General features: G+C 46.2%; 25 protein-coding genes and 1 tRNA gene. 14 read left to right on the top strand and 12 right to left on the bottom strand.

Features of this window, described 5'->3' with window-relative positions:
• Window positions 1-4: 4 nt before the first annotated feature.
• Complete coding sequence (locus tag THEBA_RS12135; protein WP_014731788.1) at window positions 5-997, top strand: ABC transporter ATP-binding protein; 993 nt, start codon at window positions 5-7, stop codon at window positions 995-997.
• On the top strand, window positions 990-1,955 hold the full coding sequence (locus THEBA_RS12140; protein WP_014731789.1) for an ABC transporter ATP-binding protein: 966 nt from the start codon (window positions 990-992) through the stop codon (window positions 1,953-1,955). Before THEBA_RS12135 ends, THEBA_RS12140 begins: the two co-directional genes overlap by 8 nt.
• A 55-nt stretch (window positions 1,956-2,010) precedes the next feature.
• Here the strand turns inward: THEBA_RS12140 and THEBA_RS12145 are convergent, their stop codons facing one another.
• Window positions 2,011-2,904: an EamA family transporter gene (locus THEBA_RS12145; protein WP_014731790.1), complete on the bottom strand. Its 894-nt coding sequence runs from the start codon at window positions 2,902-2,904 to the stop codon at window positions 2,011-2,013.
• A gap of 1,424 nt (window positions 2,905-4,328) precedes the next feature.
• On the bottom strand, window positions 4,329-4,751 hold the full coding sequence (locus tag THEBA_RS12155) for a hypothetical protein (RefSeq protein WP_014731791.1): 423 nt from the start codon (window positions 4,749-4,751) through the stop codon (window positions 4,329-4,331).
• 265 nt (window positions 4,752-5,016) lie between these two features.
• Between THEBA_RS12155 and THEBA_RS12160 the strand changes: the two genes are divergently transcribed.
• Window positions 5,017-5,970: a right-handed parallel beta-helix repeat-containing protein gene (locus tag THEBA_RS12160; protein WP_014731792.1), complete on the top strand. Its 954-nt coding sequence runs from the start codon at window positions 5,017-5,019 to the stop codon at window positions 5,968-5,970.
• Between the two features lie 267 nt (window positions 5,971-6,237).
• The gene (locus THEBA_RS12165; RefSeq protein ID WP_014731793.1) at window positions 6,238-6,417 is read left to right on the top strand and encodes a hypothetical protein; all 180 of its coding nucleotides are present in this window, start codon (window positions 6,238-6,240) and stop codon (window positions 6,415-6,417) included.
• Between the two features lie 465 nt (window positions 6,418-6,882).
• On the opposite strand, the gene THEBA_RS14470 is transcribed toward THEBA_RS12165, so the two are convergent.
• The 3 genes from THEBA_RS14470 to THEBA_RS12180 form a co-directional block, all read right to left on the bottom strand.
• Window positions 6,883-7,026: a hypothetical protein gene (locus THEBA_RS14470; RefSeq protein ID WP_006489873.1), complete on the bottom strand. Its 144-nt coding sequence runs from the start codon at window positions 7,024-7,026 to the stop codon at window positions 6,883-6,885.
• A 710-nt stretch (window positions 7,027-7,736) separates the two neighbouring features.
• A complete protein-coding gene (locus tag THEBA_RS12175; RefSeq protein WP_014731794.1) occupies window positions 7,737-9,353 on the bottom strand; it encodes a hypothetical protein in 1,617 nt (538 codons plus the stop codon).
• 698 nt (window positions 9,354-10,051) lie between these two features.
• On the bottom strand, window positions 10,052-10,468 hold the full coding sequence (locus tag THEBA_RS12180; RefSeq protein ID WP_014731795.1) for a hypothetical protein: 417 nt from the start codon (window positions 10,466-10,468) through the stop codon (window positions 10,052-10,054).
• 681 nt (window positions 10,469-11,149) lie between these two features.
• Here THEBA_RS12180 and THEBA_RS12190 point away from each other — a divergent pair.
• The 4 genes from THEBA_RS12190 to THEBA_RS12205 all read left to right on the top strand — a co-directional run bounded on the left by THEBA_RS12190 (window position 11,150) and on the right by THEBA_RS12205 (window position 14,498).
• A complete protein-coding gene (locus tag THEBA_RS12190) occupies window positions 11,150-12,358 on the top strand; it encodes a GNAT family N-acetyltransferase (RefSeq protein ID WP_006489863.1) in 1,209 nt (402 codons plus the stop codon).
• A gap of 33 nt (window positions 12,359-12,391) precedes the next feature.
• The gene (locus THEBA_RS12195) at window positions 12,392-12,910 is read left to right on the top strand and encodes a GrpB family protein (RefSeq protein ID WP_006489862.1); all 519 of its coding nucleotides are present in this window, start codon (window positions 12,392-12,394) and stop codon (window positions 12,908-12,910) included.
• A 1,097-nt stretch (window positions 12,911-14,007) separates the two neighbouring features.
• On the top strand, window positions 14,008-14,244 hold the full coding sequence (locus tag THEBA_RS12200; protein WP_014731796.1) for a hypothetical protein: 237 nt from the start codon (window positions 14,008-14,010) through the stop codon (window positions 14,242-14,244).
• Complete coding sequence (locus THEBA_RS12205) at window positions 14,241-14,498, top strand: hypothetical protein (protein ID WP_014731797.1); 258 nt, start codon at window positions 14,241-14,243, stop codon at window positions 14,496-14,498. The genes THEBA_RS12200 and THEBA_RS12205 overlap by 4 nt, the downstream gene beginning before the upstream one ends.
• Before the next feature lie 71 nt (window positions 14,499-14,569).
• Here the strand turns inward: THEBA_RS12205 and THEBA_RS12210 are convergent, their stop codons facing one another.
• On the bottom strand, window positions 14,570-15,271 hold the full coding sequence (locus THEBA_RS12210; protein WP_041928278.1) for a hypothetical protein: 702 nt from the start codon (window positions 15,269-15,271) through the stop codon (window positions 14,570-14,572).
• Window positions 15,272-15,705: 434 nt separating this feature from the next.
• On the opposite strand from THEBA_RS12210, the gene THEBA_RS12215 reads away from it, so the two are divergent.
• From THEBA_RS12215 to THEBA_RS14745, 3 genes are all read left to right on the top strand, one after another.
• Complete coding sequence (locus THEBA_RS12215) at window positions 15,706-16,527, top strand: formylglycine-generating enzyme family protein (protein WP_014731799.1); 822 nt, start codon at window positions 15,706-15,708, stop codon at window positions 16,525-16,527.
• Between the two features lie 302 nt (window positions 16,528-16,829).
• Window positions 16,830-17,636 carry an SHOCT domain-containing protein gene (locus tag THEBA_RS12220; RefSeq protein ID WP_014731800.1) on the top strand — a complete coding sequence of 269 codons (807 nt, stop codon included), beginning with the start codon at window positions 16,830-16,832 and terminating at the stop codon, window positions 17,634-17,636.
• A gap of 56 nt (window positions 17,637-17,692) precedes the next feature.
• Window positions 17,693-19,213: a formylglycine-generating enzyme family protein gene (locus THEBA_RS14745; RefSeq protein ID WP_014731801.1), complete on the top strand. Its 1,521-nt coding sequence runs from the start codon at window positions 17,693-17,695 to the stop codon at window positions 19,211-19,213.
• A 253-nt stretch (window positions 19,214-19,466) separates the two neighbouring features.
• Here THEBA_RS14745 and THEBA_RS12230 read toward each other — a convergent pair.
• From THEBA_RS12230 to THEBA_RS12235, 3 genes are all read right to left on the bottom strand, one after another.
• Window positions 19,467-19,542, bottom strand: a tRNA-Pro gene (locus THEBA_RS12230).
• 91 nt (window positions 19,543-19,633) lie between these two features.
• Window positions 19,634-19,756: a hypothetical protein gene (locus THEBA_RS14895; protein ID WP_259459479.1), complete on the bottom strand. Its 123-nt coding sequence runs from the start codon at window positions 19,754-19,756 to the stop codon at window positions 19,634-19,636.
• Window positions 19,741-20,097 carry a hypothetical protein gene (locus THEBA_RS12235; protein WP_006489852.1) on the bottom strand — a complete coding sequence of 119 codons (357 nt, stop codon included), beginning with the start codon at window positions 20,095-20,097 and terminating at the stop codon, window positions 19,741-19,743. The genes THEBA_RS14895 and THEBA_RS12235 overlap by 16 nt, the downstream gene beginning before the upstream one ends.
• Before the next feature lie 167 nt (window positions 20,098-20,264).
• Here THEBA_RS12235 and THEBA_RS12240 point away from each other — a divergent pair, with 167 nt between their 5' ends.
• Together THEBA_RS12240 and THEBA_RS12245 are read left to right on the top strand one after the other, a co-directional pair.
• Window positions 20,265-20,636, top strand: a complete 372-nt coding sequence (locus THEBA_RS12240; protein WP_014731802.1) for a NifB/NifX family molybdenum-iron cluster-binding protein — start codon at window positions 20,265-20,267, stop codon at window positions 20,634-20,636.
• A 20-nt stretch (window positions 20,637-20,656) separates the two neighbouring features.
• Window positions 20,657-21,019 carry a PadR family transcriptional regulator gene (locus THEBA_RS12245; RefSeq protein ID WP_014731803.1) on the top strand — a complete coding sequence of 121 codons (363 nt, stop codon included), beginning with the start codon at window positions 20,657-20,659 and terminating at the stop codon, window positions 21,017-21,019.
• A gap of 19 nt (window positions 21,020-21,038) precedes the next feature.
• On the opposite strand, the gene THEBA_RS12250 is transcribed toward THEBA_RS12245, so the two are convergent.
• Genes THEBA_RS12250 through THEBA_RS12260 form a run of 3 tightly spaced genes read right to left on the bottom strand, consistent with a single transcriptional unit; the run spans window position 21,039 to window position 23,710 of the window.
• The gene (locus THEBA_RS12250) at window positions 21,039-22,028 is read right to left on the bottom strand and encodes a 1-aminocyclopropane-1-carboxylate deaminase/D-cysteine desulfhydrase (RefSeq protein WP_049794065.1); all 990 of its coding nucleotides are present in this window, start codon (window positions 22,026-22,028) and stop codon (window positions 21,039-21,041) included.
• The gene (locus THEBA_RS12255) at window positions 22,006-23,268 is read right to left on the bottom strand and encodes a M48 family metallopeptidase (protein WP_014731805.1); all 1,263 of its coding nucleotides are present in this window, start codon (window positions 23,266-23,268) and stop codon (window positions 22,006-22,008) included. Before THEBA_RS12255 ends, THEBA_RS12250 begins: the two co-directional genes overlap by 23 nt.
• Window positions 23,261-23,710 carry a hypothetical protein gene (locus tag THEBA_RS12260; RefSeq protein WP_014731806.1) on the bottom strand — a complete coding sequence of 150 codons (450 nt, stop codon included), beginning with the start codon at window positions 23,708-23,710 and terminating at the stop codon, window positions 23,261-23,263. The genes THEBA_RS12255 and THEBA_RS12260 overlap by 8 nt, the downstream gene beginning before the upstream one ends.
• A gap of 175 nt (window positions 23,711-23,885) precedes the next feature.
• Here THEBA_RS12260 and THEBA_RS12265 point away from each other — a divergent pair, with 175 nt between their 5' ends.
• Entirely contained in the window at window positions 23,886-25,214 is a 1,329-nt protein-coding gene (locus THEBA_RS12265; protein WP_014731807.1) for a mechanosensitive ion channel family protein, read from the top strand.
• Window positions 25,215-25,224 lie beyond the last annotated feature (10 nt).

Below are 25,224 nucleotides of genomic sequence, written 5' to 3' on the forward strand. Positions count from 1 at the left end.
TTATATGGAGCTTAGAGGAAAACTATTAGATGTATCTAACCTCAAAGTATCTTTCTATACATACAGGGGAGTAGTAAAAGCGCTCAACGGTGTCGAGCTCTGGATGGACTCCGGCGAAAGACTTGGGGTCGTTGGGGAGACGGGCTGTGGAAAGTCGGTCACTTCGTTGGCGGTAATGCGCTTGATAGAACAACCCGGAGAGATCCAAGAGGGGAAGATAATCTTCAACGGTAGGAACCTTGTAGAGTTGTCTGAAGAGAAAATGAACAACATACGAGGCGTAGAAATGTCGATGATCTTCCAGGAACCAAGATCCTCCCTAAATCCCGTAATGAAAGTAGGTTACCAGATAGGGGAGGCAATCGCCAAGTCAAAGAAGATCAGGATCAAGAATACCTACCCGGAGGTTAAGGAAATGCTTCGCCTTGTGGGTCTTGACGCGGAAAGAGTTATGAACAGCTATCCCCACGAGCTAAGCGGCGGAATGTCGCAGCGAGTCATGATAGGGATGGCACTGGCAACCCATCCAAAGCTGCTTATTGCAGACGAACCCACATCGGCTCTCGACGTTACCATCCAGGCTCAGATCCTTGAATTGCTGGACGAACTCGCAAGGAAGATGGGAAACGCCGTGATGTTGATCACCCATGACATGGGCGTTGTGGCAGAGTTTTGCGACAAAGTCCTTGTCATGTATGCCGGGAACTCTGTAGAGTACGCTTCGACGGTAAGGCTGTTCGAAAAGCCACTCCATCCATACACGGGGGGGCTTCTTCAGGCGGTGCCTAGGGTAGGTAGAACTGACGAACTGAAGGCCATAAAGGGCACGGTTCCCGATCTCGTAAACCCCCCATCCGGCTGTCGTTTCCATCCAAGGTGTCCTTATGCAATGGACATTTGCAAGGCGGAGAGACCACCATTCGTAGAAATAGAACCCGATCATTATGTTGCCTGCTATTTATTTAAGGGCAAGAACGAGGTGAGAGAAGATGGCTGAGACCTTGATCAAAATAAGAGATCTTAAGACCTACTTTCCAGTGAAGAAGTCCATCTTCTCGAAGAAGTTATTTGTCAGAGCTGTCGACAACGTGAATATGGACGTCCCGAAAGGCTCTACGTTCGCCGTTGTAGGAGAATCTGGTTCGGGTAAGACAACTCTTGCGAGAACCGTTCTTAGGCTTATAGAACCAACTTCAGGAGAGATAGAGTTCGATGGAAAGAATATCCTGGGACTCAAGGGCAAAGATCTGTTGGAAGTTCGAAGGAATATGCAGATCGTTTTCCAGGACCCCTACAATTCTCTCCACCCGAGGAAGCTGATAAAGAACATTATCGGCGAGGGAATGAAGATCCATTTCAAGATCTCGGAAATTGAAATAAGAGACAGAATAGCTTCTGTCTTGAAGGAAGTCGGGCTGATTGACGATCATATGTACAGATACGCGCACGAGTTTTCCGGCGGGCAGAGGCAGAGAATAGCCTTCGCCAGAGCGATCGTTCTCAAGCCGAAGTTTATTGTCCTGGATGAACCTACTTCGGCGCTGGACGTGTCGGTCCAGGCCATGGTTCTCAAGATGCTGAAGGAGATAAAGGTCCAGGAAAACCTTACCTATATGTTCATAACTCACAACCTTTCTCTCGTGGACTACATAGCCGATAAGGTCGCCGTCATGTACGTGGGGGAAGTAGTCGAAATGGGAGACAAGGCCACGATCTTCAATCACCCTGCACATCCCTATACTGACCTGCTTATGGCTTCCAATCCAATCCCCGATCCAAAGTTCGTAAGGGAAAAGCGGCTGCTGAAGGGTGAGATACCCAGTTCGATAAACCCCCCTTCTGGATGCAGATTCCATAACAGGTGCCCGTTCGCAGATGAGAGATGTGCGAGGGAAGAACCAGAGTTGAGGGAGATAAAACCCGGTCATTTCGTAAGATGCCATTATCCTCTCTGAGTTGTTAAGAATACTGTGAGGCATGTCCCTGGCGGCATGCCTTTTTTAATACCAACTATTCTGATACTTTGATCTTTGATTTCTGGACTATAAGAACTCCGAGAAGAATCGCCGCCATAGAGAGGATCATGAGAAAATTGATCTTCTCGCCTAGAAAAATTGCTCCGAGCGAGACGGCGACAAGGGGATTGATATAGGCATAAGTACCCGCTTTTGTTGCAGGCCACTTCTGAAGAAGATAAATGTAGCTGCTGTAGGCAACTAAGGACCCGAAGACAATGAGATAAGCTATTGCCAAAACAGAGTTCATAGAGAAACTCACTCTGGAGAATTCACCGGTTATTGCTGAAACGAACATCAGCCCGACTCCCCCTGCAAACATCTGTATCCCGATGTTCGAGACAATAGAGCTTTTACCCTTGAACGTTTTTGAGAGTACAGTTCCCGTAGACCAGAGGAAGCTTGCAGAGAGAAGTATTAGTATTCCTGGGATGTCGATAGAAATTCCGTGTTCGGCCGGAATTAGAAGAAAGTAGACACCGAAGAACCCCAGAAGAAGTCCCAAAAGAGCCTTCAATGTCAGGCGCGTCGTTCTTATGAAAAAATGCTCCAGCACGCCTGCAAAGATAGGGATAGTAGCCATCATTAGAGAGGCAACACCCGAATCTACCCACTGTTCCGCGAAGACTACGAGTCCGTTTCCACCGAGTAGCATGAAAAGACCGATGAGCGACAACCTCGAAAACTCTCTCATACTTGCCGGGAAGGCGTAGCCCCTGATAGCCGAGAAGACGATCATGATCAAACCAGCTATGAGGAATCTAACGCCAGCAAAAAACATCGGCGGCATTCCCTCAACACCGATCTTTATGGCCAGATAAGTCGATCCCCAAAAGAAACTGACGAGAACATATGCTAAGATCGCCATTCCATCTTCACTTTTCTTCATTACACAACCTCAATCTTCCAGATGGAAATTGGAGTAATGATCGAATTATCCAACAATAATCATTCGAGAACAATACGGTTTCGAAACTTTTCTGAAAAAAAGACTGTAATGGGAAGCCCATCACGGAATGACAGTCCTTTGTTGCTTTGATTAACTCGAGTGATTCTGGCAAGCATCTCCATCTATGGCGTGAAGAAGGCTAATAAAGGCCATCTGATAAGAACCAACTCATTTCGTCATCCTGAAGCGCTCCTGTTCAGGATCCGTAAGTGGTCGGAGGTAGCAGGTTGGGTGTTGGTCAGGAGCAAAAAAGAGATTGACCCAGTCCTCAAGAAGCAATTCAAAACCATCTGATAAGAACCAACTCATTTCGTCATCCTGAAGCGCTCCTGTTCAGGATCTGGTTTTTTCAGGAACCGTGGTTGGTGGTAAGAGGTTATGGTCGGAAAGAACGAAGTGAAACCGGTTCGCCGTTCGCCGAAAAGAACAGTTGCAAGTTGTGAGTTGCATGTGAGAATAGATTCGATCCAAACGGATGTAGGGGCGTGCGGCTGCACGCCCGCTGTCAACAATGATCAGTCTTCCCAAGGATGAGATCGTCCTCTTCAATAGTTTAACGAACCGAATTCTGGGCAGAATCATGTCTGAATAACGCAAAGAATGTCATCCCGAACTTGTTTCGGGATCTGGTTTTGATCCTCTCGGCGGGGGACGGAGGACCTTTGATGGACAATGTTGTCTTCACAGCGATCAGCGGGTTCTTTCTCTTAAGCGTACAGCGGTTCTTATCCTTGCAACTGCTCTTTCGAAGGACGGGTTCACGGTTTTTGACGAAGGACCAAGGACGGCTCTTTGCAGCACTCAGCGGGTTTTTGCTCTTAAGCGTACAGCGGTACTTACTAAGGACGGTTTTTCCAGCGCTTAGCGGGTTCTCCGCTTTTAAGCGTGCAGCGGCTTTTCTGCCCACGAATTGGAACTGGCCGCACGAAGTGCAATGGCCCTGATGTTCTGCATCACTTGTGTTTTTTGGTTGTTCTTGCCATTGCTTGCAGTGACTGGCCTCAGCTTGAAGCTGAAACTGGCACCACGAAGTGGTACTGGCGAAGGCGAAGCCTTCACTGGCGGCGATGATTCTCGCCTTTTGACTGGCCTGTGCCAGCAGACTGGCTTCGATATGGCCTCCTGCCAGAGGCAGCCTTGCGTCAATATTCTATTCCTCCTCGCGCCAGCGAACCTCACTTCCTGCTGTAGGCAGCATCACTTCTGCTCTTGGACGGAATCCTTTACGAAGAAGAACCTGGACTCGTAGAATCAGAAGGAATAATGATCTCATCTAAGTGCGCTTCTTCACAGCGCTAACTAGCGACAAGAATCAATACAGGGTCAATCCTTCTGTTTTGGGTTTCACACTAAAGAGAAATCAACTAATATTCATTGGATCTCGAGATGAACCAGTTGCCGGACATCTTTTTCACTGTCCAGGAATAAGTGCGATGATCATCGGGACCAGATGTCCAGTCTATTACGGCGCTGAATTCTACTGTCGCTTCCGTTGCTCCAACATTGAAATGCACGTCGACGTCTCCTCTATTGAAGGAGACTACATCTCTTCCTTCGAATCTGCTTGAATAAGCGTCTATGATCTGTAAATAAGATTTCATTGCCGTGTTTATTAGCGCAGGATCTGTATACAATCCTGCAAGACCGACTGCATTTTCATCTTCCCAATACTCCTCGAAATCGCTAACAAGCTTTGTAACTTTTACCATAGGATCAATGAAGAAACATCCCGAAAGAAGCATCAGTAGAATCGCCATAAAGGACGTAATCAGTATGATCCGCTTCATTTTCTCGCCTCCAGTTTTCACTTTGGCCTCTGAGAAGTCATGAAAAACCACAACGGACCACGAATTTTCCTTACAACAAGTGATTTTAGCACCATTCCAAATAGAACAGTCACGAAATGTAAACTAGACAATTTAAGAAAGCGAGTCAGATCATTGGCAAAACCTCGGCTATATGGTTATCTGTAATACCTTGATAGTTAAAACCATCGAATACTTGAACCAAATTAAGATAAACTAATGGTAGGAAAGGAATGGGGGTGCGTTTATGAAAATGCTTTTCTTTATGCTTTTATCCATACTTGTATTTGTGTCGACAGTCCCGGCACGAGACAGCGCCAAGGTTCTAATTGTCGGGGACCCAGACGGCCAGTATAAAAACATTCAGGCAGCCATCGATGCAGCGAATCCCGGCGATACAATACGAATACTTTCGGGAACATACAAGGAGAGCCTTTCAATCAGCAAAGAGATAAAGCTAGAGGGCTCCTCAAGAGACGAAGTAACAATAATGCCCGAAGAAGGAAAGGATCTCGGGATCTTCGTAAGAGGTGCCAAGAACTTCTCGATAAGAAGCGTGACTGTCATCGCCAGCGGCGCAGCCATAAACGTCTCCAGGTCCTCCGGCCAGATCATAGACGTCCTCATAGCGGGCGGCCGCTTTGGAATCTCTTTCAGCGGCACAGGAATGACTCTAGAGGTTCTCGATTCATACATCACCTGCTATGACGGCATGGATAACGAGGAGTATATCGAAGCCAGGCTGGCCGGAATCTACGCGTACGGTAACGCCACCCTGATTGCCAAAAACTGCGTCTTCGAAAGGAACGGAGTTGGAATAAGCCTGACAAACGATCTGAAGTACAACATCACAGGATGCACATTCAAGAGAAATACAGTAGGGGTTTCACTTGGTGGTAATGCTACGGGATCTCTATCTGAAAACGTAGTCACGGAGAACATCGAAAACGGTATCTTGATCAACTCATCTTCCGAAACCAGGTTGGAGAACAACATCTTCTTCGGGAATATTTGGCATGGTCTCGACCTCTATTTGAATCGATGCACGGAGTGTGAATGCGGCGGCGATGAATTCAACGGGACCGTTGTCGGTTCAGGAAACAGATTTGAGTCCGAAGATGAGATCTGCCCGATAGATTTCTGGGATGAAAGCTTCTACAGTTTCGATGAGAATCTGGGCAAGTTGGCTGACAAAGAATAATCAAGAGTATCACCTTTCGATTTGCTCCAATGTACCGGCAACTATGTTCTCCATATCACTGCGAGGAGCATTCGCAACATTCTTCTTCCCAAGACTTTCCAAAAAACGGTTCGATTTCATATAATTCCTTTGTATATCTATTATTTAAGTTCACATAGTAATTCAACACTAAACTTCCTTTCAGGAATAGATTTACACACTAACTGATAGTTAATTACAGATGCATCTCTCAATTAAGCATGGTATACTAATGTTCGAAGGAGCGAGATGCGTAAGATGAGACGGGACAGGTTTTATAAAACAGTCTTGATAGTCTTTACGATTGGTTTGGCGATAGCGGTGATGACAATGGTAATCGCCCTGATCAACCTTACTGACGCAAACACCTCTTCAAAAGCTTTCAGAGAATATCTCGACGAGTCAAACGTTATCGAGTCGAACCCCTAAGAATCTCTACGATTCTGCTATTTCTAGGCCTACGGATTGGCACGTATCTAGCTAATTCATCCCATACTGTATATCTCAAACCAAAGAATAATCTCATGCAAAGTCATTAGCCAGTTTCTCTTGCTCTCTTGCGTAAGAATTCTGCAAGTAGAAAGATTCAGAGAACATTAGCTTTCTATGATCCTCCTCATAGATCTTCAAGCCGAAATTTGTGTAACCAATTCTCGAAAAAGGCAATCCTTAACTAGCAATGGGTTGAGCTCCTACTGGAGCAAAATCAGTTGACAAGAACAAGAACAGAGGCCCTGAAAGAGGCCTCTGTTAACTAACTATCCGATTCTCATTTAAGTATTTCCATAGGCAATCTGCAGAACTATACTGAATCTAGGTCTGCTTCATTCTCATCCAGGAAGTCTTCTAAGACCGATGCTCACTCAGGTCTTCTTACATGCATCGAAATCTTCGTCAATACTTACTCTCCGGGAACTCGGGCCCGTTGTAATAATTCTCATAGACACTACCTGTTGGTGCAAATCCGTTCGTGCCTATCCACTCGGCCATTTCACCGTATTTACCCTGCATTTGCAAGGTCCCGTGTAAGCTGAGCAAACGTATAGACCTCCCGGAATCGATCCCCTAATGGTATCTCCTCTTCCCGGAAGATCAGCGGAGATGGGAAATCCAATCTCCACTTCAAGGTTCTCCATATCCATGTTGTGATAAGCTACAGGAGGAATCCCTGCCGGAAATCCCTTCGTTTTACCCAGAATAGGCCGCTATCTCTCCGTAGTACCTTCCTATTATAGTGGGAAGATCCTGAACATTCGTCCAGGCTCGTATAAACAGCGCTGGTTGCTCTTCCTGCTTCAATACTGCAATCGACGATGATCTGGTATTCCTTCCTCCTTGCATCCCTTAGTAATTGTCTTCTCAGAACGGACCCTCTCGATAACTGCCTAACAAAAAATTAGATACTGATTACATCAGCTAGAATACTCTTTTTCAACGAATTCCCTATGACTTCGACAGCATCGCACGTTGCCATCCATCCACGGACAAGTCACCTTAAGCAAGACTAGATCTGCTCCTGTGCAACACGGATATCTTTCGCCGAAAAGTCAAAATCATCTACTTTGCGAATTCTGCATCCAGCAAATAGCATTGCAATTTGTGCTTCTTGGATCTAAGGAGCTTGAAGCACAACGTTAAACAATATCTCTGGGAATCGGTCAATTCTTACAGTATCTCTACAGCAGGCGATTCATAAGAAATCCCAATCTTGACAAAGAGCCCTGTTAATATTTGACGGTCATATTGCTCTAGAAAGTGAGTGTCGAGTTAGCGATTGTCCAGCTCTTGTTCCAGAAAGTATAGCTTACACTCGGGACACCGTCACAAAGGTCCTTGAGCCAGCCCGCCATGTGTACTCCGCCATTGACGTCGAAGCCGGCCGTTACTTTGTATCCAACCTGGGTAGAGCTACCGGCAGAGGCGTTAGTCTCGCCCTTCAGCCATGGGACGAACTGCACGAATGGGCCCGCAACATAGTAAACGTATGCCGAAAGGGTAAGAGGAAGAGATCCCTTTGCCCAGGCATTGACCTTTGCATCTGCATCAAATTGCAGACCGGAGTAATTTGCCGAGTAGTTTACATTTTTACTCCATCCATTTTCATATTTGACAGTTAGCGTCGTGTTTGCAGAAAGCGTCGTAGAAGCCGTGAAACCTATAACACCGGAAATTCCAGCCTCGGCTTTCGCATCGAATTTGACCTCCATAACGAGGGTAACCGGCACGCATGAAACCCAGAACGTAATCCATTTCGTCTTCGTTGTGATGTTCTTTTCCCATGTCTTGCTCAGCGCTGCGCCGGAACTCACTTCGATATAAGGCGTCAGAGAAGGGCTGAGGCTCACGGTCGTCTGGAACTTCTTCAGAACGTATTTGTATTTCCACCAGCTTACCTTCTTCCACTGGTGCTCCCAGAGCAGAGAAGTGCCAAATGTGAAGCTCACGTTAAGCCCTGGTTCAACGCTCAAAGTCTGATACGCGAACTGTGTCGAGAAGTTATGTGAAATACCAAAGTTCCAGGAACCTGAATAGTCTTCCTTGAAGAAATACGGCTCCGGCTGCGACAGTTTACCGCCGGTCTTTTCGTTATTGAAGACCGCTATATATGCGGCATAGTCTCTGAGCTTCGCCATGAGTTCCTCATTGTCTTCATTCATGAGGTTTTTTGGAGCGCCACCCCCGGTAATTATCTCTTCCTTCAGAGTGATAGTATTCTTTTCAAGGTCTAAGCTCGCTTTGAACTTAGTCCCCCCGCCAAGATCGATCGACCAATCTTTGGAAGGCTTTTCACCATGTGGAGAGAGAAGATCGATGATCTCTGACCCTTCGGGTAAGACGATAGTCGTCGTCTTTGTCGTAAGAAGCGAGTTTTTCGACGATCCCAGAAAGGCCGTCTCGAAGGCCTTGCCATCGATGAGATCCTCCAGGTATTTGAGCATGATCTTCTCTTCTGAGAAATTCTTGCTAGAGAACTGGTAGCTTCCTGGATGATCTTTCGATTCCGAAATCAGGCCCGTGACCTTCATCGAAACTGTACTTGTGAAGTCTCCATTTCCTTCAATCTTGAACCTAAGATCCCCGTCTCCGAAGCCGGGTACCGATCTGTAGAGAAAGAAATATCCCTTGCTAATCTCGTCATAGAAGTTGGCGAAGGCTTCATTGGCCGTCTCTCTTTCTCTGAGGGCATCCCTGTGTTGGATGTATATCTTAGAAAGGTCGGACGCTGGAACATATTCAGTACGGGTGATGATCGCCGATCCGTCTTGCTGAACAACGATTTTATCTTCGATTGTTCGCTTGAATTGTGTTGAAAAGGCAAATACTGAGGCTACGAGAACAATCGCTATTAGCGCCTTTCTGAACATACTTTCACCCCCTTTAGAAGTCGTCCGAACGAGTATAGCACCGGCCACTTCCACAATATACAAATAGAAAGACAGTCGACTATTTGGATTGTCTTATTCAAATTTTGACGGTATTCTAAGATCTATGCTTCTCACAAACGCTTCTAAGGTTCTAGTAGAACCTGCTCTCACTGGAAAATCAACGTCCTCTATCGTTTATCCAAAAATTCCCTTTCCGGGTTCCCGTGAATTGTTTAGAAAGTATTGACTGCAAAAAAGCAGGCTTTAGTTGAACTAATTCCGACAGAATGAACTGTAGAATTATCTCTCAAGAAATAGCATATGACCGAGCTGTTCTTCGTGAAGTCAAACGGATTTTGAAAGATGGATCGTTGGATCGTTTTTCATCTTTGCTGATCTTCATCCATCTTGATTCGATTCATGAAGATTCTCTGACCGATTCCCGGTTAATATAATTCAAAAGCGCAAAGGAAGGCCCTGCTGACTCACTACAGTAGCCTTCCCACAAAAAACGAAGTCCTTACAGCAAATTGAGAGATTGAAGTCGCTTTCTGACATGGTAGGGAGATAATGAAGAAGTCGATCGGAGAGACAAACAAGATAGGTATGTCGCAAGTATAGCTTTGATTAGTATCAATGAGGCTCTCCTTGTTGTTCTTTCGTTCAGATGGATCAACAGGCCGTTGACATTTCAATCATCAGCTTGCTACCTGTTCGACCTCTCCCGTCACGAGGGGGTTATCGCTCTTTTTCATATTCCTCTTGAGATAAGATAGGAAATCCTCCGGTGGACGATAATCCCTAAAACCCTGCGAGATTTCCTCCGTCTCTTTGTCTTCAAGGGTAACTGACAATGTAATATCATCCGCCGTGAAACGAAGCTCTCTAATCTCGCCCGGAGGGGCGAAGTCTTCAAAATCGAGAATCACCATATTGTTTTCATCTCTCTTCACAATTACTGACGCAGTAGTCATGTAATCCTCAAAAGAAACTCCAGGCGTTTCACCTCCTAGTACAACTTTTGCGTAAAAAGCTTCCATTCTGTCGATCTTCACCTCTAAACAACCATCGAAGAAACTAACCTCTCTGTCCTTCAGAAAGATCCCCAGAATCACTTTCAACCTCCTTCAGTTAACCGGTCAGCAGATAGAGACGACCCTCTTTTTTTGCCGCAACCGCCATCGGTTTTCATTTCATTGGATAGAGGACTATTCAATCTCTTCTGTTTCAGCTTTCGATAGCTTTTCTGACCTTTCTCCTTCCTGCCTCCTTGGTCATCTTCAATCAAGACTTGATTCTGAATCCCCATTGTTGACTCAACATCGAACGCCAGTTCTGCAAACTTCGGAATTACGGCAGCAAGAAAGGCCGGAAACGGTCTTACCAAATCCGAGTAATCTGGCGGAATACTACTGGTCGTTTGCAGAACTAATCGGGGACAATACACAACTACGATATATATGCTACGATTCGCTTTCTCAAAATTTACCGTTATGTTTACTAAGATTTATTCTGGCGAAAATACTGCAACTGTCAAAAACAAAATGCTTATCGCTAAGAGTTTTGTTGCATTGCGCTTTTTAAGCTCAGAAAACGCAGCTTTCGGACGAATGTACCTTTCTTTATCTGCTCCTGAATTGCGAGCTTCGTAATCGGGGTTGTTGTTTGCCCATATTGAAAGATCGACAGAAACATATAGAAAACTCGAGAATTGAGAAGTCTACTAATCAAGTCTATAAAGAGCCTGAGAGAGCCGATCTGGTATCATTGGTAGAGATGATTGTTTGAGGTGCACTATGGAGATAAGAAGAATCGACAGTTCGTACAAAGACAAGATTGTTGAGATCTTCCTGATGTCATTTGAATACTTCGAACCGGAAGAGAGCGAGTTCTTCTTTTCCGATCCGTCTCTCTGGAAATACGTCTGGGGAGCATTCGATGATGAGAAACTGGTTGCAGCATACATAAGCTACAAGTATCTCGCGAAGATCCGCACCAAGCCTTTTGAATGCAGGTACGTCGAGGCTGTGGCGACGCTGCCCGAGTATCGCAACAAAGGAATAACTAAGGCAATTCTCCTTAAAGACATACAGGAGGCGCTGCAGAGCGGCGTCAATTTCTTGATGCTCGACCCCTTCAAGCATGATTTCTATGTGAGGTTTGGATTCGGCCTTGGGTTTGAAAGCCTGGACTTCAAGTTCGACTTTTCTCTCCTTTCGGATGAAATTGAAGAGGACAATCTAAATATCGTTTCCGGCAAGCTCCTGAATAGCGCCGAGATGCAGGAGCTCATCGAAAAGGCTAGAAAGGTCCTCTGGGAAACCTCTCGCTACACCGAAGCCATTGAAATCAACGCCTGCAGTCAGGAGATCTTCCACATGAAAGACCTCTTCGGGGCCGTGGCCGTAGACAAGGCAGGTATGCCTCATGCGATGATGGTTTACAGAAAGAAAGAGAGAAAGATGAAAGTCAGTAACTTCTCTTTCATAGACCTTGCGGGTCTCTTCGCACTGAAGAGATTCATGCTCAATCACAGAGACCAGATCGCGACCTTCGAAATGAACAGGATGCCTCCCGATTTCCCCGTGGAACTCTTCTTCCATTCCAGATGGCAGGCCGGAAAGGACCTGAAAATCGAGGACGCCTCTTCGCGAATGGTGAGAATCCTTGATCCATTGCCCGTGATCAAGGAACTTATGAACAGGTCAATTTCCGAAACAGTTGTCATCAAGATAAAAGACAAGCTGCTGCCCCAGAACAATCTCACTATCGAAATCGGAAAGGGTACTGCAAGGTTGAGTGAAGCTCCTAATGATCTGGAGATTACGATTTCCGACCTTACACCCCTCCTGACAGGAAGGCTTTCACCCACAAGACTCTGGAGACATGGAAGGCTTCGTACGGACTCATGGAAGAACGTTCCTTGGGGGATCTCCGAAGTTCCTGAAAAGGTGAAGGTCTTGGAATCGATCTTTCCCCCGTTCATTACCCACAACGCCAACTAACGTTCAATTGAAGGACAGTTGAGGAGGGATCCCTTGAGAGGAAAGCCAGTGATAGTCGCTGAGTATGATTCATCGTGGCCAGAGCTTTTCAGAAGGGAAGCGGAACTGATCTATGCCGCGCTCGAAGGTGTTGAGATGAGTATCGAGCACATAGGAAGCACAGCAGTTCCTGGACTGCAGGCCAAACCCGTGATCGACATAATGATTGGCGTATCATCACTTGAACAAGCCGATTCCTGCGTGCCATTCATTGAAAGAACGGGCTATCTTTACAGACCCGAGCACGAGGATTCAATGCCAGAAAGAAGGTACTTTGAAAGATCCGGCAGTGAGATTGACTGCCACGTACACTTGGTCGTTTTTGGAAGCAAGTTCTGGAGAGGCCACATCTTTTTCAGGAACTGTTTGCGTGAAAACCCAGAGATAGTACAACAATACGCTGCGCTCAAGAAAGAGCTCGCCGAAAAATACAGAGATAACAGAGAAGCTTATACAAATGGCAAGGCTGAGTTCATCCAGGGGATACTGAGACGGCAGAAGGATCCACTTTAGGAAACTAACGTTTTGACCACAGCGCCCGTAGTGGAAATGGAAACGCGCGTAGAGGTTAGAGGTCAGTGGTCAGAGGTTGGAAGAGCAAGAGAGTGGTCACCGTTCGTCGAGGAGAAGTTGTTCGTTCCAGAGAGAGGATCTGTTCTTCATACTCTTTCGAAGGACGGGTTCTTGCTGTTTAACGAAGGACCAAGGACGGCTCTTCACAGCGACCAGTGGGTTTTTTCTCTTAAGCGCAAAGCGGATCTTAGGACCATCGAGATGCTGAAACAAGTTCATGACGGGATGCGACGTTTTCGGAATAACCAAAGCTGTCAAGCCGTCATGATTTTTCAGAACTCCCGCATATTGTCATCCCGAACTTGTTTCGGGATCTGCTCTTGAGAAGACCGTGGTTGCGCGTTGCAATCTAGTATTAGGAAGAGCGAATTGAAACCGGTTCGCCGTTGAACAGTTGTCCTTTCTCCGAGGAGAGTTTTTCATTCGTTCAATAGCGAAAATCTGCTCTTCTTGGTTGAAGTCATGAAGCAGTAGCACCAAGATTCCGACGAGGAGCTTTGTCGGAATGACGGAATCTAGACTTTTCGGAATAACCGTTCTTGGTCAAACCATTCTTCAGAGAGTAGAAGGGAAAAGCAAAGAGGGTAGGTAAGGTTCTGCAATCTTGAAAAGCTCTTAATCTACTCCCGAGAGCTCATCATTACCCAATCATCTTCTCTGGAGCTCAATTCTCTTGTTCGTAATTTCAAAATCACTTAGCATTATCAAATAATGACTACTCCTTTATGTAGAGACAGACAGACTGCCTGCCGTTGTCGATTGCTCGAAACTCTGGTCAATTAACAGCGAAGCTCTTGTCGACCGTCTTTCCGGAAAGACTTCTTAGCCGGGGCTTTCTTGAGAAGACCATGTTAAGTATAACCCGTTCTAATATAAAAAAACCCCCGAACGAATCGAGGGTTCTTGGTCGGGGCAACAAGATCGGTAAATAGTGAGTTAGCAAAGATACCTCAGAAAGAATGATACCTCCTTCTCATCAAAATCAATCGTACCTCCCGAGATCAGAACTCTCAAGCAATGTTTCAACGGACAAGATAATGAGATACGCGGTCATTGCCGTCTCTTCATTAGAGCGACAGTATAAGGGAATCAAAACGAAGATGAAGAACGAAGGCAAGGACGTTACGGAAATGAATGCGGAGATGAAAGAGGCAGCGATAAGACTGCTGGAGAACCTAGCGGCTATCGACGAATACTCACTCACAGATCAGGACAAGGCCTCCCTGGGTGACATAGTAGAGGCGGCACTGGAGATGTTTATAAACAAAAGATGAAGAACGTTTCAGGGATTCGCCTAACGCTTCCCGACTTTCAAGGGAAAGACTTCACCTACGAGATGTACCCTGTGTATGAGAAAGACTGGTTCTCCCTCAACATTGCACTAGACGTCTCAGACTTCATAGCGACGGCAGGAATCGAAGTGGAGCCGCCTGTGCGTTTTCATATAGGAATCGCTAAGAAGTGGCAATATCTGTTCGATTTCAAGCGCTATTTCGACCTGCTGATAGGATTTGAGTTTCGCTTTTGACACCTCCTTTTCCCGAAGATGACCCTTCCGTGTTGGGAGGGTCGTTTTTCTGCAGGTGTTGGAAACCAATCCTATTCAGTCAACTCTACGTAGATTTTCACAGCAGTATCAATATCTGTGTAGTCAGGAATAATGAAGCAAATGATAGTGTCAGTATGTTTCTTCGACAAGTAGGCAAATACTGGTGATTGCACAAATAACAGCAGTGGCTTAAAGAGGTAATTTCTATAAAGCTCTGTATCTGCAGCCAAAGTAGTTGTGGCTTTGTAAACATTGTCGATGTCCCAGAGGTCCGATTCTCTTCCGTCAAGGAAAATCTTAGCTAACGCCAAATACTGAAGGAGAATATCCTCAATGATTTGTGGATGCTTCTTGAATACGTCAAACGCTTCTTTGTTACTTAGCCCTTCCAGAAATCTCATGAAGTTTTCTAGCCATAGCATTTGTTCCTGTTCGCTTGACACAATTCTTAGATAGTAATTGTACATGTCTTCAAGAAACAGCGAGGGTTCTTCTACTCCAGGCATTCTTTCGCTGTCTTTGGGATATAGTTTCAGCATCTCGGCTCTCAAGGACGAAGCATTATAGTAGTAGTAATCATGACGGAAGGTCTTATCACCAATTTCGTCCAATATTGTACTGAAAGTGTAGAACCTCTCACCGTAACTTGTTTTCTCGAGAGCCACTTTCCAGTCGAAAATTTTCTCCTTATCTGCGGATTCGAACACCGGGGGCTCTTTGGAATCAAGCCATTCGCTGATCGCTTGAATCATGATCTCGTACTTATTTACTTCAGTTGCACCTGACGAGAAAAGAAGAACAGTTGTAAGTAAACACAGAAGAAGCGTAAACCTTCTCTTTATTTCTCCCCCTTATTCTCGTTTCTTTTCCCCCGAAATATCAATATGATACCGCATGTTACACTTCAGACAAAACTCAGATAACTGTTTGCGCTTTGTGTGTAAGATTTACCGCAGAACGATGTGACGTTGATGAATTTGCATTTTCTATCGAAATACGTGCAATCATATTGCTGAAAACCGCTTATCACAAAACGCGATTCTTTCTGAGCAATCCCTTTCTTGTTTTGGTATCAATGTAACAAGTGGTATATTGATCTTGTGAGGTCATTGTACAGCTTGCCGTGTGTTGCCTGAGTCTTAACGTCTTTACTTCGAGTGCGAGCCCTTGCCTATGGAGGTGGGTAATGAAGAAAGCAGTATTGTTGACAGCCTTCATTTTATTGCTGGCGATTCTTATGCTGGCAAGAAGCGGACAACTGGTACTGGTCGAAAAGGGAAGGTTCACGATGGGCGACACGTGGGGAGATGGATACGATAATGAAAAACCGACCCACCAGGTGACGTTCACCTACGACTTCTACGTTGGCAAGTATGAGGTCACATTCGACGAGTATGACGCTTTCTGTGAGGCTAGAGGCATAGTCAAGCCAGACGACGAAGGCTGGGGAAGGGGAAGCAGACCAGTTATTAACGTGAGCTGGTGGGATGCAATAGCCTATTGCAACTGGTTGAACGCGAAATATAAACTCCCCAAAGCGTATGACGATGATGGTAATCTGTTGGACAAAGACGGAAGAGTAACTGCAGACATAACGAAGGTAGTTGGGTACAGGTTGCCTACCGAAGCCGAGTGGGAATACGCGGCCAGAGGAGGAAATAAGAGCGAGAACTACAAGTACTCCGGGAGCGATAATGTTGGCTACGTTGCGTGGTACGATTCGAACTCGGAGAGTAAGACGCACGAAGTAGGGAAAAAGTTGCCTAACGAGCTCGGCATATACGATATGTCTGGAAACGTATGGGAGTGGTGCAGCGACGGTCATATAAACTACTCCGGCTGGGCGGATACGAATCCAATCATGTCTTTACTTGCTCGCGGCCGGGTGCGTCGTGGCGGTAGTTGGGTTAACTTTGCGACGTACGCGCGTGTAGCGTTTCGCAGCTTCTACAAACCTGATTCCATGTACTACTACCTGGGGTTTCGTGTTGCAAGGAAGGCACCCTGATTACTAGTATTTTTACGTTCTTATCCTTTGCTGTGCCTCCAATCACCCAGGTATGGATGAATGAATGAGCCCAAAAGCTAGAAGAGTCACAGGAGAATTGGAATGTCTATGGCGTTCGAATAATTACGGTTCACTTTGGGACAGTTTGGGATTAAGATCATCTTCCGATGATTCTTGGGCATACTTATAAATCATTAGAGAAAAGAGCTGTTGGGTTGAAGTTAGCTTAGATAGTATCTTTTGGAGAAGTTTCTAAATGGCCAAAACACGAACAATGGGGCTAATTTGACAAGGAGGTTATCTTGAACTTCAACAAAAGTGTTTTTGCTAAAATTGGGTTTATACTGATTTTCATAGGAATTATTCTTCTCCTTATTGGATTTGCCATACCCGTTTTCATATTGTTATCAATAATGTTATTTCTACTCGCAATAGCACTCTTGTTATCTTCTCAAGACTTTCCAACTGCAGAACAATGCCTTACTTTTGCAGAGAGCAAGCTTCATCCTGGGGAAGTTGTAATTTCCTCTGTTTTTGTTAATCGTTTTATGGAGGGAGTTACTTGGGACGGTAAAGAGGTGAGAGGGTATGTGAGATATTTTTTTGTCTTCACGAACTATTTCCTGCGAATGTATTTACCGAAGCAGAGATGGCCATGGCAAAACGAAGAAGTTCGGTTTTCTAGAGAGGATACTATGGGTTGTGATACACTTGTCAATTACACATTTACCAACCCTGGTTCAAGAAGACAAAACTTTTCTATCAACTTCTGGACAGGTTCTGTTGTCGGGTATACTGAAAAAGAGGAAGATGCTTACCAGCTTCAGCAAGCAGTAGATCAAATTCTTCAAAGACAACGAATAGGTGTTAATCGAGGATCAACTAACCTATCTCAGGAAATTGTGGAGTTGAATCGATTGATGGAGGAGGGATTGATTACTGAAGATGAATTTGGGAGGGCAAAAGAACTTTTCCTGGGAAAACCCAAAGACGATCGTGATTATGTAGTAAAGCTTCTGAGAAATCTGTACGTGCTTTATAAAACTGATGTGCTTTCTGAATCGGAGTTCAATATGAAGAAATGGGATATTCTATCCAGAAACAAGTGATTTGTATCTTACCTTGTAGTTTTAGATAGAACAATCTCTTATTGGGAGGAAGAGAATTGAAAATTGCGAAGTTTCTAGTAATAAGTATATTGATGTTCGCAACTTCAACGTTGGCAATCACAGAAACTGTAATGCCTACTATTCAGAGAGTTTTGGATACTGAAAGACTTATAAACGCGGACATACTGTTACTGCGAAACGGGGATAAACTGACGGGCACTGTCCTTAACGAGAGCTTCTCCATAAGAACCTCCTATGCCCAAATAGCATTAGAGAGCAGATACATTGCCGGGATAAACCTCGAAGGAGGGGCTACCAACACAGAATTTATATTAACTATCAACAACAACCGCTTTTCAGGGTTAATAGAAGATGCATTCATAAGCTTTAAGCTTACGAGTGGGCAACTGCTAGAGATAGGGCATGAGCATGTGCTGAAGATAATCTTTCGGCAGAGACCACAGGAAACGGCTGGCATGAAGTGGAGGCAGTTCATGAAGCTCAAAGACGGAGACTACTTTCACGGACAAATAATCACAAAGGACATAACGATCTCCACAGCTTACGCGAAGATACTGCTCGACTTCGCTACAACCGAGTCGATAACTCTCATTGGGGACGCTAATCTACTCACCACAGTGAAGATGACGAATGGGGACACCGTGCAGGGGATACTCGAGACGGAGGACATAGAAATCGCGCTTGACGTGGGATCGGTGATAGAGGTTCATCAGGATAGGATAGACAGGATATTTTTCAAGGAGGGCTACTACGTGCCAGATAGCATCATACCCTCGATCGTCACAAGCACTTTTGCACCGAAGGGGAATTTCATACTTGTCGAGAAGAACAGTTTCACTATGGGAGACACCTGGGGTGGAGGAGATAGCGATGAAAGACCTATACACATGGTGACGTTCACTTACAACTTTTACATAGGCAAGTATGAAGTCACATTCGACGAGTACGACACCTTCTGCGAGGCTACTGGCAGGAGTAAACCCAGCGATAACGGGTGGGGAAGAGAAAATAGGCCAGTTGTCAACGTGAGCTGGAACGATGCTATAGCTTACTGCAACTGGCTGAGTGAGAAAGAGGACCTTCCAAAGGCGTATGACAGTAGCGGGAATTTGCTGGACAAAGACGGAAAAGTGACGGCAGACATAACGAAGGTACTCGGATACAGACTGCCTACTGAGGCCGAGTGGGAATACGCGGCCAGGGGTGGAAACAAGAGCAAGGGATACAAGTATTCCGGGAGTAACAGTGTGGATGATGTGGCCTGGTACGATCCGAATTCCGGAGAAATGACTCAAGAAGTTGGAAAGAAAACGCCGAACGAACTTGGACTTCACGATATGTCTGGAAACGTTTGGGAATGGTGCAGTGACTGGTATGAAGCTTACTCCAATTCGGCGCAGACGAACCCTTACAATACCAGTGGTTCCAGCCGGGTGGTTCGTGGCGGTAGCTGGTTCCACTTTGCTTCGAACGCACGGGTGGCGAGTCGCACAGGCTCCTCCGCTACTGGCACGGACCGCAGCCTTGGGTTCCGTATTGCAAGGACGGAGCCCTGATTAAACTAAATCGATGATAGTTGCCATGAAGTGGGACTATCCGACGCGTTTCGTGGAGACTACACCCTTTGTTCTGTTTGCAATCCTTACTATGTTGACTGGCAGCCTTACTTCTGGAAGGAATAGCTAGATAATATATTCAAGAAAAGAAACCTCATTTTCGAAGGTGCTTTCTAACAAAAGAAAAGGCGCGACCTCAGTCGCGTCTTTCCTTTATAATGGTGCTTTTCGCTAGCATCGCGGTGCTAACAGGTGGTCGGGGCAACTGGACTTGAACCAGCGACCTTCTGCGCCCCATGCAGACACGCTTCCAACTGCGCTATGCCCCGTACTCGAAGATTTTATCACAGTTGGGATAACCTTTCAAGAGCAGAACGACGCCCAGGGCAACTTTAGGATAATTAAAATTGGCTCTGCAGGCTACTCTCGGACCTCGAAGGTCAGGAAGTCGATCTCGATGCCGCCGCTCTCGGAATCATTCAACCTGAAGTCGTAGAATCCGGCATCCCATGGAGCGGTGAATACTATCAAACCGTCTGCCATGCCACCGACGTAAGCATACTGAATGTCGTGCAGGTCGTTTTCCGACTCGCTTCCATGCGTAATATCCGAAGGAACGATTCCGATCCAGGCGTAAGCCCCAGTCCCGAAGTTCCAAAGAAGTAGAGATTGATCTCTTCACCGGGAACGAAAACAAGTTTTTCGAAACTCATGTACTTAGGTTCAAGGGGCAATTCGTCTTCCGCAACGTATACTAGACTCTCGATTTCATCGAGGTAGAATTCGTAGACTGAACCGTCCTTCAAAGTTACGACCAGCAAACCATTCGCAAGCGCAGTAACACACAATGCCGCAATTATCAAAAAAGCAAGCGTCTTCTTCATGCCGGACCTCATCCATGAAGATTCTCTCACAATTGCTTAAGCGGAGGGCTGCTGTTTTGTGCCTTCCTAAAATGACAGTTGAACCTAGATCGTCGATGATGTCAGAATCCAGTCCAATTCAGATGCTATAATATATGGTAGTTGAATATATGCAAGGAGGTTGGTTTGTGAAGATAGCTATTCCAACAATTGATAACAAAGGACTCCAGTCACATATATCGGAGCATTTCGGTCACTCTCCGTTCTTTGCATTCGTGACTGTTGAGAACAACGAAATTGTCTCTCACGAAATCGAGGTAAATCCCTTTGAACAGCACGAGCCTGGTGAAATTCCGGGTTATGTGAAGAGTAAAGGCGCCGATGTGATCATAACGAGAGGCATGGGCGGCCGGGCGAGGCAGTTCTTCGAGACTCTTGGCGTACATGCCATTACAGGAGCCAGCGGGACTGTAGAAGAGCTCGTAAAAACTTACATCGAAGGTGAACTTTCCAGTCTTGAATACGAGCCCGAAGACCACGGAAAGTTCCACAATCACTAATTAATGACATGGAGTACGGCATGAGAAACATGAGGGGAAGAAGAATGGGGATGGGCAGATCCTGGATTGAACTGTATCTGCTTCTTCTCATCGCCGAAAAGCCTGCGCACGGTTATGAGCTTTCTTCTAGAATCAACGATTTCGAGATACCGATCTTTGGTGTCGGTCAAATGGGAAGCCTCTATCGTGTGTTGGGCAGCCTGGAAGAAATGGGACTCATAACTTCCGAATGGGATACTGAAGACGCAGGCCCGGCAAAGAAGAACTACAAGATCACAAGGGCCGGCCTCGAATACCTGAAAACAGCGGAGGTCAAAATAAAGAGATTCAGGGAGAACGTCGACAAGTTTCTTGACAGACTGAACAACCTGAATAAAATATAAAGCCCTGCGATGCAGGGCTTTACTTTACATAAGTGGCCGGATTGTCGAACAGCTTGAACAATCCACCAGTATGGATGAAAACAACTCTCTTCCCGGCAAACCTTTCCCTTGAGATCTGAAGCATTCCCCTGAAGGCTTTCGCCGTATAGACGGGGTCAAGGAAGAAGGCTCTCTCCCTGGCAAGGCTCTTTATAAGCTCTATATCCTCTTCCGAAGGCACGGCATAAGCAGGGCCCGAGAAGTCGTCGACTATCTCGATCTCGCCGTCATCTATCGATACGTCTATTTCGTACTCCCTCATCTCGCCTATTAGTCTCTTTGTCTTTTCCACGAAAATTGAAGAAGGGTCCTTCGTAACGTTTATTCCTATGACTCCGGTGTTGTAGCCAAGTATTCTTAGCCCTGCCAGAATTCCCGCATAGGTTCCGGCGCTGCCAACTGCAGTGAAGATGGCTTCAACTCCGTCGAGATTGATCTGGCCAGAGAGTTCTTTCACGGCGTCCACGTAACCTCTCGCTCCCAGCGCGTTTGAACCGCCCTCCGGGATCAGGTAAACCTTCCTTCCCTTATTCTCGTACTCTTCCTTCTTCTTGGCGAAGATCTCGTCTATTCTCGAATACTCCTCCTTGGTCACATAATGAATGTCGCTTCCCACCATGGTATCTAAAAGGACGTTCCCTTGAGGAATCTCCATCGGCCTCCCCCTGAGGAAGAGTACCGGCTGCATTCCGAGCGATCTCGCCGCCATCGCCGTCGCCCTGCAGTGGTTCGACTGAATTCCCCCGCAGGTGAAGACGGTGTCTGCCTTCTTTTCCAGAGCATCTTTCAGAAGATACTCGAGCTTTCTGATTTTGTTGCCGCTCGTGATGAAGCCAGTCAACTCGTCGTGCTTGCAGAAGAGTTCGAATGGAAGGCCAAGGTACTCTTCGATCCATTCAAGCCTGTTCACGGGCGTAACACCGTTAATGAACTTCAGTTTCAAGTTCTCACCCCCTACTCTTTCTTTCATCTATATTAGAGACTATTCCGTTGAGTTTTTCAATTCGCTCCCACGAGGGCGGATGCGAGTAATATAGTGCTGCATACAAAGGATGCGGGCTGAGGTTAGACAAATTAGATACGGATAGGTTCTTCAAAGCTCTTATCATCGGTTGGGTATCGCCTGTAATCATTGCCGCATAACTGTCGGCCTCGAATTCCCACTTTCTGCTTATGAACGAGTCTATCCAGTCCAGAACCGTGAAGATCGAAGACAGGAAGATCCCGGCATAAAGCAGAATCGCGTATTTCTCTGAGACACCGAAAATACCAGCGACGGTATCGCTTTCGACCATCATCCACAGAAGAACCACTGCGAATATTGCGACCGCGTTGGATATGAGCATCCCCTTGAGAATGTGTTTGCGCTTGAAGTGGCCGGCCTCATGGGCAAAGATCGCCTCTATCTCCTCTGAACTGTGCTTTTCCAGGAGGCTGTCGTACAGAACAATTCTCTTTGCCCTGCCTATACCCGTGAAAAAGGCGTTTGTGTGGCCCGTCTTCCTCGAGGCGTCCATGACAAGGATCGACTTGACTCCGAATCCTGCCTTGTCCGCAATTTCTCTTATCCTTTTTGCAAGGTTTTCATCTTCAAGCGGCTTCAGTTTGTAGAAAAGCGGCAGGATCACTGTCGGGAATATCAACTGAGTAAGTATCTCGAATCCAACGACGCCTATCAGCAGATAGACCCACCAGTATTCGAAGGAATCAATCGCAAGGAGGGCAAGATATACGAGTGGGAGGCCGATCCCGGCCGCAAGAAGGATCTCTTTTATCTTGTCCGAAACGAATGTTTTCGGTGTTGTTCGATTGAATCCATATCTGTTCTCCAGGACGAAAGTCGAGTATATCGAAAAGGGGAGAGAGATAAAAAAGTAAATCGAGGCGATTAAGGAGAAAAAGATGAGGCCACGCAGCGCAAAACCTTCGGCCAACTTCATCGAAAGAGATTCGATTACTCCGAATCCCCAGAAAATTCCAATGCTAAGCGCTACAAGGTTGACAACAGACGAAACGATAACAAAAAGACTCTTCGCCCTTGAATATTCCACAGACTTTTCTATGAGATCATCGCTGAAGACGTCTCGCAAGTTGTCTGGAAGTGAGACCTTCGAGAGTTTCGCATTTCTGAAGTTTAGGGACAGCAAAAAGAGTTCGAAGAAAGCGATTCCATAGACAACGAGAATAAAGACTGTCTCGAAGCTAGTCATCAACTTCTTCTTTCTCTCTCAGATACTCTTCGACCTCTTCCTTGTCCAGCCTCCGGATCTGACCTTCAACCACCGGCCTGAATTCCTCTGTTTCGTGAAGCGCTTCTCCCAAAGGACACCTCTTCTCCGGGTTCTCCAGCAGGTAGTTCATCAGTCCGTCTTTATCCTTGAAGATCTTATAGAAGACTTTCGCACCGTCAGTCAATTCGTAGATGCCGCAAGGCCCGTTGAATAATGCCTCGGCTGCCCGGAGGTAAAGCATTGCGTCATTGAAAGAACCGAAGGAGGATAAGGGACCGTGTTTTTCTCTTTCATCGCCCTCCATGCAAATCGCCCTGCCACAAGTGGAACAGATGTATTGAACATGGTTCGACAGGCAGTCTTCGGGATTCTTAAGCGGCGTCGCCCTGTTATCACTAGAGTAGCATTCGGGACATTTCAACTCACTCACCTCCAATACACTATTTTACGACATTGTGGCGATCTCTGTAACCCTCTGTACCGACTAATCTTTGGGGGAAGGCTCCCGCAATTATCAAGAGTCAGACTTACCCAGAACGCCGTAAAAGTAGCTGTGTCGATCCAGTGATGTTATCATTGTCTCTGGAGGCGATCAGGTGATAGACATCTTTGCCGGGTGGTTTTCGGCGCTCGGACTCAGCGAGACTTTCGACTTGGTACTTGCCAATATAGTTGTCGGAATAATAATGGTAGTCGTGGCCTTTCTCTCGAAATTCCTCTTCGAGAAGCTGCTGATCAAGCCCATAGAAATCATTGTGAGAAGGTCCGCGTTCAAGTGGGACGATTATTTAATCAAGCACAGACTTCTCTACAAGATAGCACTGATGATACCGGCAATAGTTATCGCTCTCTTCGCCCGGGCATTCCCCGCGATAGAGGACTTGATCTACAAACTGGTCGCCACGTATCTAATATTCATCGTCGCCGTCGTGATAGACTCCTTCCTGGACGTCTTGACGAGCGCCTATCAGTCCCTTGAAACCTCAAAAGACAAACCTATAAAGAGCTATATTACCGTAGTGAAGATCATGGTCTACATTGTGGCCGGGGTTATTGCGGTATCAGTGCTGACTGGAATCTCTCCATGGGGAATCCTTAGCGGGATCGGAGCGATGACGGCAGTTCTGCTGGTAGTCTTCCGCGACTCGCTTCTAGGACTCGTCGCAAGCATACAGATTTCGAAGAACAATCTCGTCAGCATAGGCGACTGGATAGAGGTTCCGAAATTTCAGGCCGACGGAGACGTTATAGACATAACGCTTACCACAATCAGGATCCAGAACTGGGACAAAACGATCACCACCATCCCCTCCTACGCGATAATCTCGGAATCCTTCAAGAACTGGAAGGGAATGTTTCAGGCCGGAGGAAGAAGGATAAAGAGATCGGTCTTCATTGACACCTCGTCGATTCGCTTTCTCGACGACGAGCTTTACGAAAGGCTTTACAGGATCGAGATCCTCAGACCCTATCTGGAAAGCAAAAAGAAAGAGATAGAGGAATTCAACAAGAAAAACAATGTAGATGTGAGCGAACCCGTCAACGGCAGGAAAATGACCAACATTGGAACCTTCAGGGCCTATCTCATGGCATATCTGAGAAATCTCCCGGGAACGAACAAGAACATGATAATCATGGTAAGGCAGCTTCAGCCAACCGACACCGGGCTTCCTCTGGAAATATACGCCTTCAGCAGCGATACTTCTTGGGTGAACTACGAAGCTTTGCAGTCGGACATCTTCGATCACGTCTTCGCCGCACTGCCACACTTCGGTCTCCGGGTCTTCCAGAATCCTACGGGAAGAGATGTGAGGGCTCTGGGCGAACTTTTCGTAAGCGGCAAGATGGCTGTTCCGCACCCGTCTGCCGGAGAGAAATCCGCCACTATAAACAACGACGAAGACCGGCAAATAGATTATCATTAGTTAACGACAG

It is taken from the genome of Mesotoga prima MesG1.Ag.4.2 (assembly GCF_000147715.2).
GTDB classification, from domain to species: Bacteria; Thermotogota; Thermotogae; order Petrotogales; family Kosmotogaceae; genus Mesotoga; species Mesotoga prima.

Bases quoted from the DNA above. Each gene is read 5' to 3' on its own strand.
- THEBA_RS12200 (WP_014731796.1), top strand. From the start codon at position 14,008: ATGAGATACGCGGTCATTGCCGTCTCTTCATTAGAGCGACAGTATAAG.
- THEBA_RS12155 (WP_014731791.1), bottom strand. From the start codon at position 4,751: ATGAAGCGGATCATACTGATTACGTCCTTTATGGCGATTCTACTGATG.
- THEBA_RS12255 (WP_014731805.1), bottom strand. From the start codon at position 23,268: ATGACTAGCTTCGAGACAGTCTTTATTCTCGTTGTCTATGGAATCGCT.
- THEBA_RS12235 (WP_006489852.1), bottom strand. From the start codon at position 20,097: ATGAAGAAGACGCTTGCTTTTTTGATAATTGCGGCATTGTGTGTTACT.
- THEBA_RS12160 (WP_014731792.1), top strand. From the start codon at position 5,017: ATGAAAATGCTTTTCTTTATGCTTTTATCCATACTTGTATTTGTGTCG.
- THEBA_RS12165 (WP_014731793.1), top strand. From the start codon at position 6,238: ATGCGTAAGATGAGACGGGACAGGTTTTATAAAACAGTCTTGATAGTC.
- THEBA_RS12250 (WP_049794065.1), bottom strand. From the start codon at position 22,028: ATGAAAGAAAGAGTAGGGGGTGAGAACTTGAAACTGAAGTTCATTAAC.
- THEBA_RS12205 (WP_014731797.1), top strand. From the start codon at position 14,241: ATGAAGAACGTTTCAGGGATTCGCCTAACGCTTCCCGACTTTCAAGGG.
- THEBA_RS12140 (WP_014731789.1), top strand. From the start codon at position 990: ATGGCTGAGACCTTGATCAAAATAAGAGATCTTAAGACCTACTTTCCA.
- THEBA_RS14895 (WP_259459479.1), bottom strand. From the start codon at position 19,756: ATGGCAGACGGTTTGATAGTATTCACCGCTCCATGGGATGCCGGATTC.
- THEBA_RS12245 (WP_014731803.1), top strand. From the start codon at position 20,657: ATGAGAAACATGAGGGGAAGAAGAATGGGGATGGGCAGATCCTGGATT.
- THEBA_RS12135 (WP_014731788.1), top strand. From the start codon at position 5: ATGGAGCTTAGAGGAAAACTATTAGATGTATCTAACCTCAAAGTATCT.
- THEBA_RS12210 (WP_041928278.1), bottom strand. From the start codon at position 15,271: ATGATTCAAGCGATCAGCGAATGGCTTGATTCCAAAGAGCCCCCGGTG.
- THEBA_RS12190 (WP_006489863.1), top strand. From the start codon at position 11,150: ATGGAGATAAGAAGAATCGACAGTTCGTACAAAGACAAGATTGTTGAG.
- THEBA_RS12215 (WP_014731799.1), top strand. From the start codon at position 15,706: ATGAAGAAAGCAGTATTGTTGACAGCCTTCATTTTATTGCTGGCGATT.
- THEBA_RS12175 (WP_014731794.1), bottom strand. From the start codon at position 9,353: ATGTTCAGAAAGGCGCTAATAGCGATTGTTCTCGTAGCCTCAGTATTT.
- THEBA_RS12145 (WP_014731790.1), bottom strand. From the start codon at position 2,904: ATGAAGAAAAGTGAAGATGGAATGGCGATCTTAGCATATGTTCTCGTC.